This window comes from Staphylococcus sp. 11007852 (genome assembly GCF_011394325.1).
Classification (GTDB): domain Bacteria; phylum Bacillota; class Bacilli; order Staphylococcales; family Staphylococcaceae; genus Staphylococcus; species Staphylococcus agnetis.
Genome location: NZ_JAANBJ010000024.1, coordinates 85,761 through 107,960 on the forward strand (window position 1 = coordinate 85,761; position 22,200 = coordinate 107,960).

At 35.3% G+C, this 22,200-nt stretch carries 18 protein-coding genes and 1 rRNA gene; 16 read left to right on the top strand and 3 right to left on the bottom strand.

Annotation, left to right across the window (positions count from 1 at the left end; genetic code table 11):
* Positions 1-132: 132 nt before the first annotated feature.
* Positions 133-1,140, top strand: a complete 1,008-nt coding sequence (locus G8Y85_RS07305; RefSeq protein WP_165805626.1) for a zinc-binding alcohol dehydrogenase family protein — start codon at positions 133-135, stop codon at positions 1,138-1,140.
* 71 nt (positions 1,141-1,211) lie between these two features.
* Entirely contained in the window at positions 1,212-2,738 is a 1,527-nt protein-coding gene (locus G8Y85_RS07310) for a BCCT family transporter (protein ID WP_107370843.1), read from the top strand.
* 168 nt (positions 2,739-2,906) lie between these two features.
* Here the strand turns inward: G8Y85_RS07310 and G8Y85_RS07315 are convergent, their stop codons facing one another.
* Both G8Y85_RS07315 and G8Y85_RS07320 read right to left on the bottom strand, forming a co-directional pair.
* Positions 2,907-4,055, bottom strand: a complete 1,149-nt coding sequence (locus G8Y85_RS07315) for an MFS transporter (protein WP_165805627.1) — start codon at positions 4,053-4,055, stop codon at positions 2,907-2,909.
* A gap of 236 nt (positions 4,056-4,291) precedes the next feature.
* Complete coding sequence (locus tag G8Y85_RS07320; protein WP_165805628.1) at positions 4,292-6,238, bottom strand: IucA/IucC family protein; 1,947 nt, start codon at positions 6,236-6,238, stop codon at positions 4,292-4,294.
* A 101-nt stretch (positions 6,239-6,339) separates the two neighbouring features.
* On the opposite strand from G8Y85_RS07320, the gene G8Y85_RS07325 reads away from it, so the two are divergent.
* The 6 genes from G8Y85_RS07325 (at position 6,340) to G8Y85_RS07350 (ending at position 13,440) form a co-directional block, all read left to right on the top strand.
* A complete protein-coding gene (locus G8Y85_RS07325; RefSeq protein ID WP_165805629.1) occupies positions 6,340-7,521 on the top strand; it encodes an MFS transporter in 1,182 nt (393 codons plus the stop codon).
* Positions 7,508-9,271 carry an IucA/IucC family protein gene (locus tag G8Y85_RS07330; RefSeq protein ID WP_165805630.1) on the top strand — a complete coding sequence of 588 codons (1,764 nt, stop codon included), beginning with the start codon at positions 7,508-7,510 and terminating at the stop codon, positions 9,269-9,271. Before G8Y85_RS07325 ends, G8Y85_RS07330 begins: the two co-directional genes overlap by 14 nt.
* Positions 9,272-9,274: 3 nt before the next feature.
* Positions 9,275-10,345, top strand: coding sequence for an alanine racemase (locus G8Y85_RS07335; RefSeq protein WP_105989281.1), 1,071 nt, complete (start codon positions 9,275-9,277; stop codon positions 10,343-10,345).
* A 69-nt stretch (positions 10,346-10,414) separates the two neighbouring features.
* Entirely contained in the window at positions 10,415-11,401 is a 987-nt protein-coding gene (locus G8Y85_RS07340) for an ABC transporter substrate-binding protein (protein WP_037567192.1), read from the top strand.
* Between the two features lie 54 nt (positions 11,402-11,455).
* On the top strand, positions 11,456-12,481 hold the full coding sequence (locus G8Y85_RS07345; protein WP_165805631.1) for a FecCD family ABC transporter permease: 1,026 nt from the start codon (positions 11,456-11,458) through the stop codon (positions 12,479-12,481).
* On the top strand, positions 12,478-13,440 hold the full coding sequence (locus tag G8Y85_RS07350) for a FecCD family ABC transporter permease (RefSeq protein ID WP_165805632.1): 963 nt from the start codon (positions 12,478-12,480) through the stop codon (positions 13,438-13,440). The genes G8Y85_RS07345 and G8Y85_RS07350 overlap by 4 nt, the downstream gene beginning before the upstream one ends.
* A gap of 142 nt (positions 13,441-13,582) precedes the next feature.
* Here the strand turns inward: G8Y85_RS07350 and G8Y85_RS07355 are convergent, their stop codons facing one another.
* Complete coding sequence (locus tag G8Y85_RS07355) at positions 13,583-13,843, bottom strand: SunI/YnzG family protein (protein WP_037567200.1); 261 nt, start codon at positions 13,841-13,843, stop codon at positions 13,583-13,585.
* A gap of 187 nt (positions 13,844-14,030) precedes the next feature.
* On the opposite strand from G8Y85_RS07355, the gene G8Y85_RS07360 reads away from it, so the two are divergent.
* The 8 genes from G8Y85_RS07360 to G8Y85_RS07395 all read left to right on the top strand — a co-directional run.
* Positions 14,031-14,534 (top strand): metal-dependent hydrolase, encoded by a 504-nt coding sequence (locus G8Y85_RS07360; RefSeq protein ID WP_165805633.1) that lies wholly within the window; start codon positions 14,031-14,033, stop codon positions 14,532-14,534.
* A 49-nt stretch (positions 14,535-14,583) separates the two neighbouring features.
* Complete coding sequence (locus G8Y85_RS07365) at positions 14,584-15,774, top strand: UTP--glucose-1-phosphate uridylyltransferase (protein ID WP_165805634.1); 1,191 nt, start codon at positions 14,584-14,586, stop codon at positions 15,772-15,774.
* A gap of 19 nt (positions 15,775-15,793) precedes the next feature.
* Positions 15,794-16,471: a PAQR family membrane homeostasis protein TrhA gene (gene trhA, locus G8Y85_RS07370; RefSeq protein WP_060552501.1), complete on the top strand. Its 678-nt coding sequence runs from the start codon at positions 15,794-15,796 to the stop codon at positions 16,469-16,471.
* Between the two features lie 310 nt (positions 16,472-16,781).
* Positions 16,782-18,101 (top strand): multidrug efflux MFS transporter SdrM, encoded by a 1,320-nt coding sequence (gene sdrM / locus G8Y85_RS07375; RefSeq protein ID WP_103346194.1) that lies wholly within the window; start codon positions 16,782-16,784, stop codon positions 18,099-18,101.
* 44 nt (positions 18,102-18,145) lie between these two features.
* Positions 18,146-18,613 (top strand): SepA family multidrug efflux transporter, encoded by a 468-nt coding sequence (locus G8Y85_RS07380; protein ID WP_103346195.1) that lies wholly within the window; start codon positions 18,146-18,148, stop codon positions 18,611-18,613.
* Positions 18,614-18,952: 339 nt separating this feature from the next.
* Complete coding sequence (locus G8Y85_RS07385) at positions 18,953-20,383, top strand: MDR family MFS transporter (protein ID WP_103346196.1); 1,431 nt, start codon at positions 18,953-18,955, stop codon at positions 20,381-20,383.
* A gap of 102 nt (positions 20,384-20,485) precedes the next feature.
* A complete protein-coding gene (locus G8Y85_RS07390) occupies positions 20,486-21,550 on the top strand; it encodes an Mrp/NBP35 family ATP-binding protein (RefSeq protein WP_103346197.1) in 1,065 nt (354 codons plus the stop codon).
* 524 nt (positions 21,551-22,074) lie between these two features.
* Positions 22,075-22,200 (top strand): 16S ribosomal RNA (locus G8Y85_RS07395); the annotation flags it as partial.

Genomic DNA, 22,200 nt, shown 5'->3' on the forward strand with positions numbered 1-22,200 from the left:
TCTCATTGTTTATATAGCGATATTTAACATACATTTGAAGTCCGCATAGGGAAGTGCTATAGTGATTTTAATTTAAGTGTGCTTATTTGATTTGTATCCCAAAAGTTGAACATTGATGAGGAGGTAACATTTATGAAAGCTATAGTAAGTAAACAACCATTTGATTTATCAGATGGAAATTTGTTTGAAGAAATAGAGTTAGCACCGACAGCGTTACAACCACACGAGGTACGTGTGAAAGTGCATGCAATTGGTGTCAATCCAGTTGATGCAAAGGTCAGACAATCATCTATGCATACAGATTTTCGTATTTTAGGTTACGATGCGGCAGGGGAAATCGTTGAAGTTGGCACGTCTGTCTTTGATTTTAAAGTGGGTGACGCTGTCTTTTATTCTGGATCGAATCAACGACCAGGCTCTAATCAAACATATCAGACGATTCATACAGATTATATTGCTCATATGCCTAAACAGTTATCTTTTGAAGATGCGGCTGCACTCCCTCTCACAGCCATCACTGCTTATGAGACATTTTTTGATGTATTTAAAATTTCTAAAAATGTACATGAAAACCAAACCAAAACATTATTAATTATTAATGGTGCAGGTGGCGTTGGAAGCATTGCGACACAAATTGCAAAAGCGTATGGCTTAACAGTTGTAACTACTGCTGGTCGAGATGAAACAAAAGCATGGTCCCTTCAACAAGGGGCAGATGCAGTTTTAAATCATAAAATGGATTTAAAGTCTGAATGGAATAAGCTTAAGCTATCATCACCAGACTATATATTTTGTACATATGACACAGATGCATATTACACGCAAATGATTGATATCGTTAAGCCAAGAGGCCATATAGCAACAATTGTAGCATTTAAAAACGATCAAGATTTGAATTTATTGAAGCAAAAGAGTATAACGTTTTCTCATGAATTTATGTTTGCAAGAGCAATACACAACTTTGATGTGGCACAATATCAAATCTATTTGAAAGACGTTGCTCAAAAGATTCAAACCCAACAGTATCACTCTACCCGCACTAAAACTTTAGAGGGATTAACGACGGATACGCTTTTTGAGGCACATCAAGCAATGGAACAACAGCAGTTTATAGGAAAGCTTGTCATTAAAGTGATTTAAATAAAAAAATAGAGATTATATTTGATTGAAAAGGGAAAGGGCATACAAAAGGTATAAGGTGGCTATGCATAATGAAAAAGTTTAAAGTGAGTCTCGTCTTTTGGGTATCACTCTTCTTATGTGCACTCTTTGTATTGCTGGGTGCTCTTTTCCCAAAACATGTAGAAAAATCCACTCAAAATATCACATCATTTATTGCGACTCATTTCGCATGGTACTATTTGTTACTTGTGCTCGCGATTTTATTTGTATGTGTGTATTTATTATTTTCAAGACACAGCTCAATTATTTTAGGCAAAGAGGGTGAAGCGCCGGAATTTTCTCTTAAGTCTTGGTTTGCGATGTTGTTTAGTGCAGGCATGGGCATGGGACTTGTATTTTGGACGACTGCAGAACCTCTCAGTCATGCATATACAAAAAGTCCAATCGCTCATACAGGATCTAATCAGGCTATTGATGATGCAATTCAATTTGCGTTTTTTCATTGGGGTATTCATGCGTGGGGTGTTTACGGCATCGTAGCGCTCGTTATTGCCTATTTTAACTTTCATAAAGGCTATCCAGGGCTTGTAAGTGCTACATTACGCCCGTTATTTGGTGGAAAATTGATGTCAGGACCTTTAGGGGGTTTACTTGACATTTTAGCAATTATTGCAACGGTAACAGGTGTGGCTGCAACACTTGGTTTCGGTGCTTTACAAATTAACCAAGGTTTAAATTACATGTTCGATATAAAACCTTCGTTTACAGCACAATTTTTTATCATTCTGTTTTCGGCTTTTGTCTTTACTTGGTCCAGTTGGACAGGTATTAGTAAAGGGATAAAATATTTGAGTAATTTCAATATGATTCTTGCTTTTATAGTATTGGTTCTTGTGTTTATTTTAGGTCCAACTTTGTATATATTAAATACTTTTTCAAATGGAATTGGTAATTATATTGCGCATTTCTTTGATATGAGTTTGCGATTACCTTTAAATAATGAAACGCAACGCACTTGGGTCAATAATTGGACGATTTTCTATTGGGCATGGTGGATATCTTGGGCGCCATTTGTCGGTATTTTTATAGCAAGAGTGTCACGTGGTCGTACCATTAAAGAATTTATTATTGGTGTATTGTTTGTACCTTCACTCGTATGTTTTATCTTTTTTGCAGTGTTTGGTGCGTCAGCTATCGATCAGCAACAACGTGGGGTGGCAAATTTAGCGAAAGAGGCGACAGAAACTGCAACATTTGCGATGTATCAACATTTTCCACTTGGATTTATATTAAGTCTTTTAACACTTGTTGTGATCTTTATTTTCTTCATTACATCGGCCGATTCTGCAAATTATGTGCTTGGAATGTTGAGTACGAAAGGAGATAATCATCCGGCTGCTTATATCAAAGTGGCATGGGGAATCATGCTTGCGTTATTTGCTATAATTATGATTATTACTGGTGGAACACAAGCCATTCAAAACATGCTTATTATAGCTGCATTACCTTTCTCAGTTGTTATTATATTTATGGTTTGGTCATTATTTAAAGCACTGTCAAAAGAACACCCCAAAACGCACTTACACACACATCAGAATACGCGTGGGAAACATTAAATGATGCTCATGTAATGGTAATTAAAGTAGCGTGGATTTCCATTTAAAACTTAAACGCGACGTCTAGATTTAAAAAAGGCCTTCAACGTTTTTCAATAGTAACGTTGAAGGCTTTGTAATATATAAAACATAAAATCATGACACCTTATCACTGAACAAAGTCGATGATTAGCGTTTAGGGGCTGGTTTTTTTAATAGAATAATAACTATAAGGCCAATGATCCCGATAGCCATCGCAACGTATATTGTTGCAAAAAGGTTAATATGCGCAACCACTATACCTCCAAGTAAAGCGCCAAACCCTATACCTGCATTTAAGGATGACATATTCCAACTCATAATTTGACTATGATCACCTTCAACTTGTTCAATCAGACCTGATTGTACTGCAGGGTTAGTACTCCATTGAATGATATGCCAGATAAAAAGTGCAATCAGTAAAATAATAGTGTAACTCCACAATTGGTTTAATAAAAACATCATTATAGTAAAAATAGTACCGCTTATTAATAACCATTTTTTATAAGATAGAATGTCTGTAAAATATCCTCCTACAGACGTTCCCACTACGCCAGCTATACCAATGACGAGTAAGGCTAATGAGACGAATTGAATCGTATGGCCTCCTGATAAAATAAGTGGATTGATGTAGATGTAAGCTACTGAATTCGCGGTGAGGAAAATAAAAGTAATTGATAATAATTTAACCACTTCTGATGGTCGCTTAATGCGCATACGGTAATCTTCTTTAGTTTCAAATTGTGTTTGAATACGATGTGGCAAAAAGCATAGTAACATGATGCCAGCAATAATTGCCACCACAATTATCAGTCCAAAAGTATAACGCCACCCTATCCAATCTCCAATGAGTGTACCTAATGGTACGCCAAAAACATTTGCGCCACTAAACCCTGTATACACAAGCCCAAGCATGCGTCCACGATGTTGGGGTTTCGCTAAAATAACTGTAATCGCTAAAATTTTAACGACAATTAAAGCTGCAGCAGCAGATGAGATAATTCGACCAATGACAATCATAGTGAAATTTGGAGAAAGCGCTATGATAAGATTACCAATAATAAAAGCAAGTATTGTTGAAAGCAAAACCGTTTTAGTTGAAAAGCGTTCAGTAAGCTTCACTAAAATTGGACCTGTAAGTGCAAAAGTAAAGGCATAAATCGTGACGAGTTGACCAATCCATGCTTCTGAAATATGGAGGTCATGACTCATTAAGCTTAAAATCCCTGCAACGACCAGCTCAACCATACCTACAATGAAAATGCTCAGCATAAAAGTAATGGTACGCATGACTGTCATTTTAACATGTCTCCTTTTTTAGTCTCTGTGCTCAATTTTAATATACTTTACAAAAATACGGAACCACTGAATATCAAAAAGTACTCCATGTTGTATGCCATAAATAAAAAAGCTTTCAAACTTCATTTTGATATGAACTTTGAAAGCTTATTCAATACTTAATTATAACTCAGTGGGATTTAAGTTACGGTTGTGATGACGTAGGGACTTTGAAAATGAGCAAACACAAGCGCTTTTTACATTTTTAGTGGATTATCAACTTGAATATACGTATAGGCATGGGCTTCATCTAAGAGTCGCATCGTCGTGACGCATTTATAGTCAATTTGCGCTTTGAAAAATACGTTTTCAATCTCCTGTATACGGGCGAAATTGCTTTCATTTGATTTCAATACTTTAAATACATCTTGAATGCGTTCGCGTACGATATGCCATAAATCAAGTTCGATTGATGAATCGTCAACGTATTTTGCAATGCATCCAACCAGTTCACCCAAATGATTTTGAACGGTTGAATAAAACGCTTTGTTAAATACAGTAGTTTGACTATCCGTAAGAATACGTGATTTTTCGTGAAAATGGTGTGTTGGAAATCCTGAAGCATTCAACTGTTTTTCATCGATACGTAAGCCTTCAAAATCCCGAATCAGCATTTGGGTTAATGCGCCGCTGTCTTTGTTTACCACAGCAACCGTATTTTGTAAGTGTGCCTCGAGGGCGATACCATACTTTACAAGTAGTGGGACAACATAATCAATCAATGACGCAGCATAACTTTTAAACCATTGAAGCACACTTTCCCGTTGATCTAAGTGATGATGATGTTGATAACGTGAAATGAGCGCCATCAATAGTGGTGTTCTTTCATTTGGAAGTGTGGCTACGAAACTTGAAGGGATTAATGGTATTTCATCATTATTAACGTAGCGATAAATGTTTTCACGGTAGAGTGTTCCGAGTTGTTCGCTACGCTGTTCCTGTATGCTAGGGGCATCTGATGGTTTATAAAAATGAATACCTGCCCACTCTGGAACAGATTGTGTATTTAATTGTGTAAACCATTTATCCTCTGATTCTATGGTGCGCAAAATATGGGTCATCAATGGGCCATTATGAGTCGTTTGTTCAGATAACGTTCGTATCTCACCTGTTATATGGACATTTGTCGATAGTTTAATATGTGGTGTTATTTTAGGATGCTTTGGCATTAATGTTCTAAAGGATAATCCTGCAAAATAAGGCGCATCATAGGAAATTGGTATGATAAGATGCGTCATTAATTCTTGTGAATAGTCTTTGTTTATAATCTGTTGATATTGCCATGGATGAATAATCATCACATCGTAGTCATCAATGTTTATTGATGAAGCCACTTGAGCTTGAATCGTTTCTTTTAAATTTGAAAACATTTGAAAAATAGCTTCTTGATATGGACCTACAATACTTTGTTTACGCGTCAATGATTCGTGTATTAATACGAATTGTAAAGGGATTTCATGGTTGTATTCAGAAGTATACTTGATAGTTTCTTCCGTAGTCATACCTTTACGAAGTTTGGCGCCTGGGTGAATAGGGTGACCTTCGATTACGGATTGCTCAGATGCCAAATACGCATCAGGTTGTTTTTGAATATAAGTTAACAATGAAGAGGTGACATCTTTGAATTTAAAAGATTGATAACTTAATGCGAGTGCCATATGTGTTGCACTATTTTCTAAATCGTCTTTGAATTGTTGACTGTGTTCGCCGTTTAAAGAAGGGTCTTCTCTTAATACAACATTTAACAATTCATTTGGGTGTAACACGCGATGATATGAATGATCTTGCAACCAATAAAATGGGCCAGTCACATCAATACGATTGAAAGCGTGTTGACCCGTCACTTCAGCACAAATCGATATATTTTGAGAAGGGAAATGAATCTTTAACACATCATTATTATTGAAAGGGGTATTTTCTAAATGATTTGCAGACAAAAAATGACTATTTTCATAGCCTCCAACAAGATTCTCTCTATAAAGAGATCCCATCAAACGTGCCGTTACTTTATCACGCCCGGCTAAAAGGTGTTGTAAAAACAATTCAGCCCATTCTGTAGAGTGCTTTCGTAAATATGCGTAACTTTCTTTTTCTTCGCGTGAAAATTCTAGTTGTTTATAACTTACTTTACTTTCGGAATTCATTTGTGCACCTCATTCTTTTTGTTTTACAAATGCATAGAGGATTCGTATAATCCATAATATCGGAATTGAGAATCGTTATCAATTGAAGAAAGGTGAGTATTTTGGCTAAATGGTATTTTTCTAGCACTTTTTTACTCTTTTTAGGAAATTGGATTGGTCAGATTGCATTAAATTGGTATGCGTTTCAAATGAACCATAATGCGATGGATTTGGCTTTACTCAATTTCTTCCGTTTAATTCCCATTTTTTTATTAAGTTTATGGGCAGGGGGCTTAGCCGACCGGTATTGTAGATGTAAACTCATAAAATGGAGTGTCGCAAGTTCATGTGTTGTGACAACCACCTTAACCGTTTTAGTGTTTTCTATAGGAAATGTACCGATGTTCGTATTATTTAGCTATGCCTTTTTGCGTGGCTCTTTAAGTGCATTGGAAACGCCAGTAAGACAAGCTGTATTACCAGATTTATCGACAAAGTTACCCGTGTCTAAAGCTGTATCATACAATGCTTTTATACTCAACATATGTCGTTCTATTGGACCAGCTATTTCAGGTTTTATTATTGCGTTATATGGCAGTGCATATGCCTTCTTGTTACAAGCTGTAGTGTATGGAATATCACTGTTACTCAGTTTACCGCTTTATTTTAAAGCGACACAACTAAAACGAGTTAGAGGTCTTTCTTTCACCGTTGCCAAGCAGTATTTAAAAATACATATACAAGGTAGAAACATTTTTTTAACTTCACTCGTTATAATGGCTACAGGTTATTCCTATACAACAATGTTACCTATTTTAACAGATGCGCATTTTCCAAATAATGCATCTGTTTTTGGTACGGCGATGACAATCAGTGCAATCGGTGGTGTGATTGCAACATTAGTACTTCCTCATATTATCGATTATACTAAAAATAATCATCTATATTTTTTTAGTTCGATAGGATTTGGAATTGGGTTATTGAGCCTGTTTAAAGCTAACGTAATGACTTTGTTCATTGTCATCTTTTTTGTAGGTATGTTTGGTCAATTGGCCCGTACTTCAAACAGAGTCTTTTTCCAAAATGATATTGAACCGGAACATCGGGGGGAAATTTTAAGTGTGATTATGATAGATCGCGGAATGATACCATTAGGCGCAATGCTATTGAGTTTAATCACGGATTGGATCGGTATTACACCTACATTTTTAATTATGGGGATCACCACAATGAGCATCGCTATTTTGGGGTATGTAGTCAATCAAAAATATATTGGAGGTCCATTGAGAAATGAAACTCACTAATGATCAACGTGCGGATAGAAATATACAATATCGGGTGTTACTAGCCTGTATGAAAGAGTCACTATTTCCTAATGATGCGCACGTTCAGATTCACCCCACATCGGTAGAAATACAATTTCACCAACATGTGTTGCATGTTAAATGTCAAACACATAGTGCATTTTTTCAAATACATTTAAACGGTCCGATAACGTATCAGATGGGTCAATCTAATGAACAGCTTGATAGTTTAGAAGCACTCATCTCACATTTGGAAACACACTTTAATATTCCATTTCATGATCAACTCATAGAAGAATTAAAACATAGTCGGTTAGGATTATCTTTAACTTATGATCAATTGGAACAACGTAAAATCGCTATGCAACATTCATTAAAAATCACACGTTTACCTGAAAAAATTAACTTTATATCATGGCTGAGCCATATGCAAGGGAATAACGATTGGACGAGTTTAGCATATACTGAAGGTATGGTTTGGGAGGGGCATCCTTCACATCCGCTTTCTAAAACCAAACTTCCATTAAACGAAGCTGAAATTCGTGATTATGCACCTGAATTTATGAAAACGATATTTTTACGTATCGTCCTCGTGCATCAAGATGAACTTGAAATTACTGCTATGGACGGTAATGACTGTTTTATTGGTGCACACGTATTACCTGAATTTAACGGGCGACTCAAGCAATTTTTAGAACCATTAGGATGTCAATTAAATGATTATCGAATTATGTTAGTGCATCCATGGCAATATGACAATGTGATTACAACGCAATTTGCCCATAGAATTCAGATGTTACGCATTATACCAACGCCATACAGTGTGCCATCTAAAGCAACACTCTCATTTAGAACAATGGCACTAGAACAAAAACCTTATCATATTAAGTTGCCTATTAATGTACAAGCAACAAGTGCGGTACGTACAGTGTCCACTGTAACAACTGTAGATGGGCCAAAGCTTAGTTATCAATTACAAAGGCTTTTAAATATATATCCAACTCTACAGGTTGCTTTAGAGCCTTATGGTGCTTATGTAAAAGAGGAGCCAGATACTGCACGTCAATTCGGAATGATTGTACGTCAATCTCCAGCAACCGCGAATCAAAATGTATTACAAATAGTGACTGCTGCACTCACTCAAGAAAATCCAGTAGACGAACAAATCACCGTTGACAGCTTAATTGAATTCTTATATGACGATATTAATGAGGCAACCATCGTACGTTTCATTAAAGACTATACACATGCGTTAATACCACCGTTAATTGCTTATATCCAAACTTATGGCATTGCACTTGAAGCCCACCAGCAAAATACGGTTTTACAAATTAATCAACAAACCCGTGAATTTTCCTTTAATGTGAGGGATTTAGGTGGCTCTAGGATTGATCTTCCAACATTGCAAAAAGAAGTGCCAGAACTAGAAATTTCTAACCAAAGTTTAATTGCTGAGGATATCGAAGCGGTGGTAGCCAAATTCCAACATGCTGTAATCCAAAATCAATTGGGGACCTTAATAGATCATTTTAATCATACACATCATATTGCAGAACCATGTCTTTATGCCATCGTTCGCGACGAGGTAGATACAGCGATAAAGGATCATTTATCGCATGCAAGTGTCTTGAGAGAAATTTTATTTGGTCAAACAGTGACTGTTAAAGCATTGCTTACAATGCGTATGCATCAAAGGGTAAAATCGTATATGCAAATCGAACTCCAAAATCCAATACGAAAAGAGGTGTAAATTGTGGCGCATATCAATATTCATCTCAGTAAAATTAAATATAACGCTCTATTATTAAAGCGTATGCTTGATGAACGCGGTATTAATATGGTACCGGTACTTAAATGTGTCGCAGGTGATTCGCAAATCGCAAAACTATTTGAAACGTTACCTTTTCAGTGCATAGCAGAATCACGACTGAACATTATTTCTGAACATTATGGAACATTGAATTACGTCATGATTAAGGGGGCTACGCTATCTGAAATATCGACACTTGTGTCACAAACATCAATGAGTATTCAAACTGATATTAATGTCATTCGTCGTATTAACTTAGAAGCGAAAAAACAAAATAAGCGCCATCAAATTTTACTAATGGTAGATTGGAAAGATGGTAGAGAAGGTCTATTGACTTATGAAGCGGTGGACTACATTAATGAAGTAATGCGCATGGATCATGTATTTTTGAAAGGGTTAGCATTTAATTTTATGTGTTATCGACCTATGCCACCAACGGAGGAAGATATCAGTTATATTGAACACTTTTTAAATAGTGTTGAACAAGAAACAGGTTTTATTTTTACAACAATCTCTGGTGGTAATTCGAGTATGTTAACGTTAGCAATGTATCATGATTTAGGTCCTATTAATGAATTACGTATAGGTGAAGCATTGTTCAGAGGATATGAAACAGCGCATAACCAACGACTTCCATTTTTATATGATGATGCGATTGAGCTTGTAGGTCACATTATTGAAATTAAACCGCGATTGAATTTATCCACACATCAACCCTACATGCAAGCACTTGTAGACTTCGGAAATTTAGATACAGTTGTAACAGAAATAACACCGGTGGATTCGAAAGTGAAAATTGTAGGAAGTACAAGTGATTTATTATTAATAGATTTAGATGAAACACATGGCTATCAAATTGGTGATGTAATGACGTTTAAATTAGGCTATGCTGCGCTTGCACATAGTATGCATGCACCACATCTCTCCAAACGTTATCTCAATGATACTGGCATCGACTTAATGTTAGAAAATTTGAACAGTACAAAAGAAAATAAAATTTTGAATAGATATTGACATTGAGAATCATTATCAATTAAAATGTATGAGGTAAGGCGAATTACATAAGAAAAGGAGAATGTCATTGTGAACATTAAAAAAGCATTATGTTTATTCACATTGGTAGCATTCATCATCACTCTTGCTGCATGTGGTAACGTGAGTGATTCAGGTAACTCAGACAATAAGAGTACTAGTGATGGTAAAGGCGTTGAAATAAAACATGAAGGAGGAACTACAACGGTTAAGGGTGAGCCTAAACGTGTTGTAGCGCTTGAATATTCATTTGTTGATGCCCTCGTTTCACTAGGAGTTAAACCTGTAGGTATTGCAGATGATGGTAAAAAAGGAAATATTATCGCACCGATTAAAGATAAAGTGGGCGACTATAAATCAGTTGGCGCACGAAAACAACCTAACTTAGAAGTTATTAGTGAGTTAAAACCAGATTTAATTATTGCTGATGCTAACCGTCATAAAGGGAATTATGAGCAATTAAGTAAAATTGCACCAACAATTATGTTACCTAGTTTAGATGCAGATTATAAAGATAATATCGAAGCATTCAAAACGATAGCTAAAGCATTATCTAAAGAAAAAGAAGCGGATAAGCGCTTAGAAGAACATAAACAAACAATTGAAAAATATAAAAAAGAAATTACAATGAACAAAGACTTAAAAGTTTTACCAGCTGTTATTTCACAATCTGGATTTTTAGCGCATTCAGATAAATCCTATGTAGGTCAATTTTTATATGAATTAGGGTTTAAAGAAGCGCTAACGAAAGAGGTTGAAGATCAATTACCTGAGTATTTAAACGCACCATATTTAAATATGAACTCAGAACAACTTGCTGAAGTGAACCCTGAACGTATGTTCATCATGGTTAATGGCGACAAAGATCCTCACTATGCTAAAATGAAAAAAGATCCAGTTTGGAAAGACGTTAAAGCTGTTAAAAACAATCGTGTACACATTGTAGATAGACAAACTTGGGCGAAGTTCCGTGGTTTGATTTCTTCTGAAGAAATTGCGAAAGAACTCGCTGAAATTTCGAAAAAAGAACAAAAATAAACGTATTATAAATACGTTTGTAACATGTAATTTTTATAAAAAAGGTGATTTCTAATGTCTAAGCTGTCACATTCAAAATTTAAAGAATATCACCATGGAAAACGCACAACGCTCACATTTATTGTGAGCGTCTGTTTTCTTATTATTGCAATATATCTTAATCTTGCAATCGGTGCATCTAAAATCTCGTTTCAATCGATGTTGGACTATATGTTTCAACTAAAAGATACGAAAGATACTTTCTTAATACATAACGTACGCATGCCAAGGATGTTAGCAGCAATACTTATTGGTGCAGCACTTGCAGTGGCAGGGGTGTTAATGCAATCTATTACACGCAATCCCCTTGCCTCACCGCAAATATTTGGCGTAAATGCTGGTGCCTCATTTGTCGTTGTTTTGATTACAGTGTTATTGCCATCATTGGCACAATATACAGTGATTTATGCATTTGTCGGTGCATTTATTGGTGGCTTAACCGTTTACCTATTAGCTGGAACAACGAGAGGGATGACACCTGTTAAACTTGCACTCGCTGGTATGACAATACATTTATTTTTTACGAGTTTAACGCAAGGAATTATATTATTAAATGAAGATGCGACAACAACCGTCATGTTTTGGTTGGTTGGTGCATTACATACGATTAAATGGCCGGATATCATTCATATTCTACCTTGGATTATGACGGGGTTAGTCATGGCATTATTTTTAGGAAGACAACTCGCTATTTTAGAATTAGGTGATGAACTTGCGAAGGGACTCGGTCAAAATACACAACGTGTACGTGCCATAGCCGGACTCATTGTCGTCGTTCTAGCCGGTGCTTGTGTATCTATTGCCGGACCAATTGGTTTTGTGGGTCTTATTGTGCCACATATCGTGAAGTATTATTTGAATCGAAATTATTTTTTAATAATCATGTTATCTATGATTATCGGCGCTAATTTACTTTTAATTTCTGATGTGGTGAGTCGTTTGATCGCTTTTCCATTTGAATCTCCAGTAGGAATTGTGACTTCATTTATAGGCGCATTGTATTTCTTATGGATTACAATGAGAGGAGTGAAAGCACGATGAAATTTAAGTTATCCAAGCGCTATCTCATTATTGTATTTCTATTAATCATAGTTTCTATTTTAAGCCTAAGTGCAGGGGCTGTATGGATTGCTCCTAATCAAGCTTTAAAGGAAATGTGGACGGGTGAAAACTTCATTTTAACTGAATACCGTATTCCACGCATGATTTTAGGCATTGTTGTAGGGGCGGCATTAGCGATTTCTGGTGCAGTCATTCAAGGCGTGATTCGAAACCCTTTAGCTTCGCCAGATGTTATAGGGATAACAAAAGGTGCCAGTCTTGCGGCAGTCATCGTTATTATTTTGTTTCCTAAAGCACCGTTGTACGTGTTACCATTTGCTTCATTTGTAGGTGCTGTTGCTATAAGTATTATATTATCGTTATTAATTAGCTATAAGGGTGTGAAAGGTTCGCAACTCGCGCTTATAGGTATGGCAATAGGCGCAATTGCGATGGCGATTGTCCAGTATTTATTAATTCGAAACCCTATGGAGGCAAATATTGCGCTCGTATGGTTAACGGGTAGCTTATTTGGAAGAACATTTGATCATGTCTTGGTGATTCTGCCGTGGATTATTGTTGCAGTCCCTATTATTTTAATGTATTGCAGGAAATTAGATTTATTAGATTTAGGAGAAGATGTAGCAACAAGTTTGGGCACTCATGTAAACCGTACAAAAATGATATTGCTTATTACAGCAGTAATGCTCGCAGGCGCTTCAATATCCGTGGTCGGTGGTTTGAGCTTTTTAGGATTAATCGCACCACATATTGCACGGAGTATAGTTGGACATAAACATCTTCATATTGTTTTAATGTCAGGTTTAATAGGCGGCCTATTGATGGTCTTCTCGGATGGTCTTGCGAGAGCAATCGCACCACCAATTGATATTCCAGTGGGGGTATTAATTGCTATTATAGGTGCGCCATATTTCTTATACGTATTACGAAAAATATAAAAATAAAAATGTCGTCAAGTATTGACGGCATTTTTTTGGTTGATCTGAGCTTCTCTCTTTTATATGTCATAGAATTGGGTATCAAAAAAGCAATCCATTTCGGATTGCTTTTTTGATGTCAACGAATTGTTAACGTTTATATTTATTTAGTTACTTCGTTATAAACTTTTTTGTCGTTGTGCGTATAAATAATGTATTGATGGTCATCCGTATCAATGATTACACGGTTCGTTTTGCCAAATGTAGATCCAATACGAGAAACTGTTTTTTCTTCAGTGCTAGGGAATGCGTGAATATCTTGATCCTCAGTCACGTTTTTGATTTGGTCGTTTGGAATACGGATATCTGCAACTCTCCATTGGATTTGTACTTCTTTGTCGTTTTTCTTAACTGTCATAGCCATTTGACTGACACATCCTTTTCCTAATTGATGACTATAGTGTAACCGATTTCTTAAAGAATTGCAAGAGAAATGTGTTATACATTTTACAAATGTGACATACTAATTGAAATACGAAAATATGTTCGTGTTTTGATTGAAGATATGGTATACTAAGTCATTGAAAAATGTAGAGATAAAGGAGTTAGAAATGACTGGAAAAACGCATTCCTCTGCGGGCTTACTCATTGGAGCTATGGTAGCTACACATTTTGAACTTGATGTGTTTGAATCTGTGACAGCCATTGTTATAGCTGGTATTGCTAGTATATTTCCTGATATTTGTCATACGAGGAGTAAAATAGGTCAACGATTAAAAATTTTGAGCTTTATCGTCAAACATTTGTTTGGCCATCGTACATTTACGCATTCGTTGTTATTCATTATTCTTAGCTATTATCTATTAACGCTAATTCAAACACCGCTTTACTATATGATTAGCATTATTTGTGGTATGCTTTCACATGTAATATTAGATATGTTAACCCCTAGAGGTGTACGTTTATTATTTCCATTACCAATACGTGTGCGCTTTCCGATACATTTTAGAACGGGAGGCTTAGTGGATTTATCTTTAGCTTCAACATTTACGCTATTAACTGTATACATATTATTCGAAACACCGATTAAACGCGTATTGATAACTTGGATTTAAATAGAAATGTACGTTGAAATGAATTTATGAATTAAAGGAGCGTATAATTATGCTTGAAAAAAGTAAATTGGAAAAATATCATCAACAGCATTTATTAGAATATGAGAAGATGATGAGCCAAAACGAAAAAGATAGACTTGAAGAACGCCTTAATGCACTTGACCTCGCTGAGATTCAAAAATTGTATCATGATGTCTATGTACAACGTCAAACAATTAGTGATGTATCTGCGATTCAAGAAGTTGACTATGTACGAAAAAATGATTTCGATGACGCATTACGTCATAAGTATGAACAAAAAGGGTTAGAAGCTATTCGCAATCATCAATTTGCTGTGTTATTAATGGCGGGTGGTCAAGGGACGCGCCTTGGATATAAAGGGCCTAAAGGCTCATTTAAAATCAAAGGAACGAGTCTTTTTGAATTACAAGCACGTCAATTAAAACATTTACATGAGCTTACAGGTACATATGTTGACTGGTATATTATGACAAGTGACATTAATGATGTAGAAACACGTCAATTTTTTGAAACAAATGACTATTTTGGATACGACCCATCACACGTTTATTTTTATAAACAAGATACCATTGTAGCTTTAAATGAAGAAGGACAATTGATTCTTAATCATGAGGCTCAAATTATGGAAACACCAAATGGAAATGGTGGTGTTTTTAAAGCACTAAAACGCGCGGGATATTTAGACCAAATGACTAAACGTGGGAATCGTTTTATTTTTGTAAATAATATTGATAACGTACTTGTACGTGTATTAGATCCAATATTTGCTGGATTTACAGCATACTACGACAAAGATGTAACATCTAAATCAATACAACCTAAACCGGGTGAAAGTGTTGGTCGTCTTGTCAGCCAAGATGGCCAAGATGCAGTATTAGAATACTCTGAGCTTGACCCAGAAGTGGCTGATCGTTTTGAAAATGCGAATATTGGTATTCACGCTTTTAAAACGGATTTTATAAACCGTGTTGTCGACGAACCATTGCCATATCATTTAGCTATTAAGCAACTAGAACAACTTGATGAGGATTTTGGTATTGTGAAACGACCGACGTTAAAGTTTGAACTGTTTTATTTTGATATTTTTAAATATGCGCAATCTTTTATCACGTTACAAGTTTTACGTGACGAGGAATTTAGCCCTTTAAAAAATAAAGAAGGTAAAGATAGTGTTGAAACAGCTACAAATGATTTAATACGATTAAACATTATTGAATAGGGGTGATATAATGTCGCAAATGAAGCCCACTAAAGTTGCAAAAAATAAATTAAATGCGTTTAAAGAAATGAATCCACTCTCTTTTGGAGAGGAAGTCGGTAATGCAGTATCACATGGATTTGCGGCATTATTAATGCTCATTGCACTGCCATATGCAGCCGTTCATAGTTATATTTCTACAGGCGTAACGATGTCAATCAGTGTATCTGTCTTCGTAATAAGTCTCTTTTTAATGTTTATGTCATCTACGGTGTATCATACGATGCAACAAGCATCATCACATAAGTATGTTTTACGAATCATTGATCATAGTATGATATATGTCGCTATTTCAGGAAGTTATACGCCTATATCATTAGTGCTTGTCGGTGGATGGTTAGGTTGGACAGTAATGATTTTACTATGGGGGATAACGATATGGGGCATTTTGTATAAAGCGTTATCTACGCACGTTAACCCAAAATTAAGTTTGTTTATCTATTTGTTTATGGGTTGGGTTGGTGTTATCTATTTTCCAATCATACTTAAAGAGCAAGCTTGGATATTTTTATTGTTTATAGTATTAGGTGGACTTGCTTATACCATTGGTGCATGGTTTTATGCTCAAAAAAACAGACCGTATTTTCATATGATATGGCATATTTTTATTTTAATAGCGTCCATATTTCATTTTATCGGAATTGTTTATTTTATGTAGGTGGGATGTAACATGTTTTCAAAGTACACATCCATTATGATGGGGTTAACCGTGTTATTACTATTTCAAATATATTTTGCTTTTTATTACTTATTTGGCGAGGGGGCAATGCAGAGTTCGCCAATATTAGGTGTAATATCGCTCATATTTGCAGTTGTTGTTATTGCTATCATGATAGCAGTGAGGCATTATTTTAAAAATCATAATTAATGATAGACGAATCTCTCTATAAAATTAGAGTGATTCGTTTTTATTACGATGCTTTTTATCTTATAGTAATAAATGAAGTGGTATGGAAGGTGGATACATTATGAAAATGAAACAGTTCAATGTGATTATGTCATTAGTATTAATCATGTTTATGTCAGCCATTGAAACGACTATTGTTTCCATTGCTTTGCCAACTATGCGTCATGATTTACGTCCAGATGTTTCTATCGCCTTTGTTTTTACTGTGTATTTTATAGGTATTGTAGTGGCCATTCCACTTATTAGCGAACTCATGTCTCGGATTGAAATTCGTGTGATTACATTGTTGGGTTTAAGTTTATTTATCGGTGGTAGTCTATTGGCTGGTTTTAGTCACACTTTTGACATGTTATTGTTGTCGCGTTTTATACAAGGTATTGGCGCAGGTATCAATATGTCACTCGCCCAAATTGTACCAAAGTTAGCTTTTGCTATACCTTTTAGATACAAAGTAATGGGTATAGTAGGAAGTGTGTGGGGGATTTCGAGTATTATCGGTCCCTTTATAGGTGGATTTATCTTAGAATGGACAACTTGGCACTGGCTCTTTTTTATAAATGTTCCCATTGGAGCGATCGCATTTATATTAGTCATCATCAGTTATCGCTTTGAGGCAGAAACGACCGAAAAACATGTCGTTGATTATAGAGGCATATTACTCTTTTATATATTTATAGGATGTCTAATGTGGACGGTTATGACATATCAAATGAATTTGTTGTATGTTGGTGCGTTGTTACTACTCATTTTCTTTAGCATTGGGTTAATACATTATTATAAAAAGAAACCGCATGCCTTTATATCTATAAAAGAATTCACACCTAAAATTCGGCTTGCATTTATAACCGATATAATGATAGCAGCCATATTAATAGGATTTAATGTCTTTATTCCATCATATCTACAGGATGAATTTCATTACTCTCCTTTACAGAGTGGATTAATCATATTTCCTTTATCAGTAGGATGGCTTTTAATCAATTTTACATTAGACTACATTGAGCAATATGTATCTATCAAGACGTTTTATGTGACATTATTAATCTTTTTGTTTTTAGCAAGTGTAAGTGTGAGTTTGAATGTAAACCACCCCATACTCATTGCAATCACAGTATTTTTTGCAGGTATGGGATTCGGGAGTGCATTCACTAAAGATAGCGTATTAGTCCAAGAGGGTGTATCACAAGGACAAATGAAAAAAATGATGTCTTTATTTACACTGAATCGTAATTTAGGTAATGCGATGGGTTCTGCAATAATGGGAACTGTGTATAGTATGTCCGTGGCATTTTTAAATGTTCCTATACAACACGTTATGGCATTAGCTATGCTATTGCTCAGCGTTTTATGGGTGATATGGCAACAACACAAGACGATATAAGTTTAACGTAAACGATTCATTACGTAATGTGAGGAGGATAGAATTTGAAGAAAAAATTTAATTTAATCAATATCCTTACGTTACTAGTAATTATGATGATTTTTATCATTTCAGGTGGAATATTTTTAACATTACTTGCATTTGGTCTATTTGGACTCAGTCGAATATTGATCTTTTTACATTTAGCAAAATTTACATTCAATGAAGGATTTTACGACAACCTTTTTTATTATGGTAGTTATATATTATTAGGTTATTTTCTCATCTACTGTATTGAGTATGTGATGGATATATTGAAAAAGAAATTTTATCCTAACCCTTATTTACAAGGTATGACATTTCATCTCATTACTTATACAATTATTGTTTTCTTATTTTATTTCATCGTACATGTGCATTTTTCCCATATTCATATAGATTACTGGGTATTGATGATTATTTTTGCATTTCTTTATATGTGTAAAGAAATTTTTTATCCTGACTCAGAAAATTTATATCATAACCGCAAATAGTAAGAGATATGAAGCTATAAGTGGCAGCTTAGTTTTATATTAAGCGATGTCATTTATAGCTTTTTTATTATATCGAACAAACATTTTGAGTGCTTCGAATGAGAAGTGTAAAATAAAATTGAATATGAACATTTTAACATTTGAGTTAATGTATGAAAAAAGTCAAAGAAACATTACTAATGTTGAAGGATGATGGATTACTTAGAAAGTAATTGATATATAGTTATTCATCATTTCTGGATAAAGGTGCATTGAAACATCAATCAATGGCGTGAAGTGTTATATTGAAAAACTATAGTCAGTCACGGATACCGGGCTAGGGGAAATGAGGTTACAAGAATGACATCTAATCAAATTGGGAAGGAAGCGCGTAATATCATCGTAGCAGTTATGTTAATTAGTGCGTTTACTGCGATACTTAACCAAACACTTTTAAATACAGCTCTACCAGATATTATGAAGGGGTTAAATATTAACGAAAGCACATCGCAATGGCTTGTTACAGGTTTTATGTTAGTGAACGGCATAATGATTCCCTTAACAGCCTATTTTATGGATCGTATACAGACACGAACACTTTATATTATTGCGATGGGGATTTTCCTTTTAGGTTCTATCATTGCTGCACTAGCACCTAATTTTGCGATATTAATGACAGCAAGAGTCATTCAGGCTATGGGAGCTGGCATTATTATGCCTTTAAGTCAATTTACTATGTTTACACTATTTCCTAAAAATCAACGAGGATTTGCAATGGGGCTATCTGGTTTAGTGATTCAATTCGCTCCTGCAATAGGTCCAACCTTATCAGGTGTACTTGTAGACCATTTTTCATGGCGTGTACCTTTATATGTTGTTGTAGTAGTAGCAGTAATTGGTTATATTTTTGGTTTTAAATATATGCATAATTTTAGTACAACGAAATCTGTAAAGTTGGATAAACCTTCAGTAATGTTATCGACATTAGGGTTTGGCTTAATGTTGTATGCTTTTAGTATTGCTGGTACAATCAGTTTCCAACATCCTATCGTTATTATGAGTTTAGTTGTAAGTATGATTATTATCGGCGTGTTTATAAAAAGACAATTGACAATCACAAACCCAATTTTACGGCTAGAAGCTTTTAAAAACCGTACGTTTGCATTAACGTCAATTGCTTCCATGATTGCTTTTACATCCATGGTAGGTCCAGCACTCTTAGTACCGATTTATATACAAAACGTACTTGAACTATCAGCCTTTTTGTCAGGATTAGTCGTTTTACCTGGAGCGATTATCAACGGCTTAATGTCTGTTGTTACTGGAAAAATATATGATAAAGTAGGCGCGCGAATACTTATCATTCCAGGATTTACATTGTTATTGATTACGACATTCATGTTCAGTCAAATTACAGCGCATACCTCTTATACGTATATCATTATTGTATTTACAATTCGTTTAATATCTATTTCATTTATTATGATGCCTCTAAACACTGCTGGTATCAATGCACTTGAAAATGACATGGTGTCTCATGGTACAGCTATAATGAATGCATTACGAACGATTTCAGGTTCGATGGGTACAGCCATTATGGTTACCGTTATGGCTATCGGAACATCATGGTATATACCAGATAACACAATTGCGAAAGCGATGGTTCATAGAGAGGCAATGGCGTTTGGTGTTGATGCGGCATTTTTAGTTGCTTCATTGATGGTATTCATTGGATTGATAATTAGCTTGTTTATACATGATCGTAATAAAGTGAAGAAAAATGCTGTGTAACCTAATTTTACAATAGTGAACAAAAATGATGCATATACCTTATTTTGAAATGATATCTTTGTTAAAATATATTTAAAATGTGTACTAAAGGAGATGGCGGATGTGTTAACACAAGAGCAAGTTAAAACTATCGTAGGTGAAGTGATTGACCCTTCAGTTAACGTACCTTTAAAAGAGACGGAAGGTTTGTTAGAAGTCTCTATTAAAGAAGAGAAGGAACATGTGAGTGTTAAAATAGCGATGGCACAACTAGGGGGGCAACAACAGCTCGACTTACAAATGGCAATAGTTGAGAAGTTAAAAGAAAACGGTGCTAAAACAGTAGGAATTCGTTTTGAAGCCTTACCTGAAGAAAAAGCTCAAAAGTTTCAAGGTTCAAATGAAACAAAGCAACAAACCATTGAGGAATTTCTAGCACAAGGCAATGATTTAGAGTTTATCGCTATTGCATCAGGTAAAGGTGGTGTTGGCAAATCTACAGTATCCGTAAACTTAGCAGTTGCGCTTGCACGTGCTGGAAAACGTGTGGGACTTATTGATGCTGATATTTATGGGTTCAGTGTTCCTGATATGATGGGCATAGATACGAAACCTAATATAGAAGGGAAATCGGTTGTCCCTGTGGAGCGCCACGGTGTTAAAGTCATTTCAATGGCGTTTTTCGTCGAAGAAAATGCCCCGGTGATTTGGCGTGGTCCTATGCTAGGTAAAATGTTGACAAACTTTTTTACGGACGTTAAATGGGGAGAACTCGATTATTTAATCCTTGATTTACCGCCTGGTACAGGAGATGTCGCGCTTGATGTACATACGATGTTACCGTCCAGTAAAGAAATTATCGTTACGACACCACACCCAACTGCTGCATTTGTAGCAGCAAGAGCAGGTGCTATGGCGAAACATACAGATCATAGTATTTTAGGTGTAATTGAAAATATGTCATATTTCCAAAGTAAAGAAACGGGGAATAAAGAATACATTTTTGGTCAAGGTGGCGGTCAAAAATTAGCTGATGAACTACAAACAGATTTGTTAGGACAATTGCCTTTAGCACAGCCGTCATGGAAACCTGCTGATTTTTCTCCATCAGTATATCAACCAGAAGATGAATTGGGTCAAATTTATCTTAATATGGCGCAAAAAATTATCGAAAAAACGAAAAAATGATCTTTATGACTATTTGATTCATACAAAGAGTAGGTTAGAACCTTTATGGTTTCTTCAATCTACTCTTTTTTTGTGGGTTAAAGTTAATATACGTGTAAATAGCATAGAATAAGTGTAAAGAAAAACCTTGTCTTTTTATTACAACCTGATAGAATAAGTTCTTGTGAGCACGACAACTGCTTACAATCGAAATTAACTAAAAAAAGTTAAAAATAGTTGTTGACTTTGATTGATGAAGTTGCTATTATTAAAAAGTCGCTGAAAACGACAGAAACATTTCAAAAATAATATTTCAATAGTGTAAAAGTTACCATTGAAATCGAAAAAGAAATGTTTTAAAATTATAAAAGTCTTGTAAATAACTTGTAAAGAACATTAAGCTGTGATAAGATAATCGAGACTTGAATGAACATTGAAAACTGAATGACAATATGTCAACGTTAATTCCAATAATTTTGAGTACGTAATGTACTTTCAAGAGTGATTGGCTTAACCAATCAACGAGCTATATCAAGCTTACTTCTTTTATGGAGAGTTTGATCCTGGCTCAGGATGAACGCTGGCGGCGTGCCTAATACATGCAAGTCGAGCGAACTGACGAGGAGCTTGCTCCTTTGACGTTAGCGGCGGACGGGTGAGTAACACGTGGG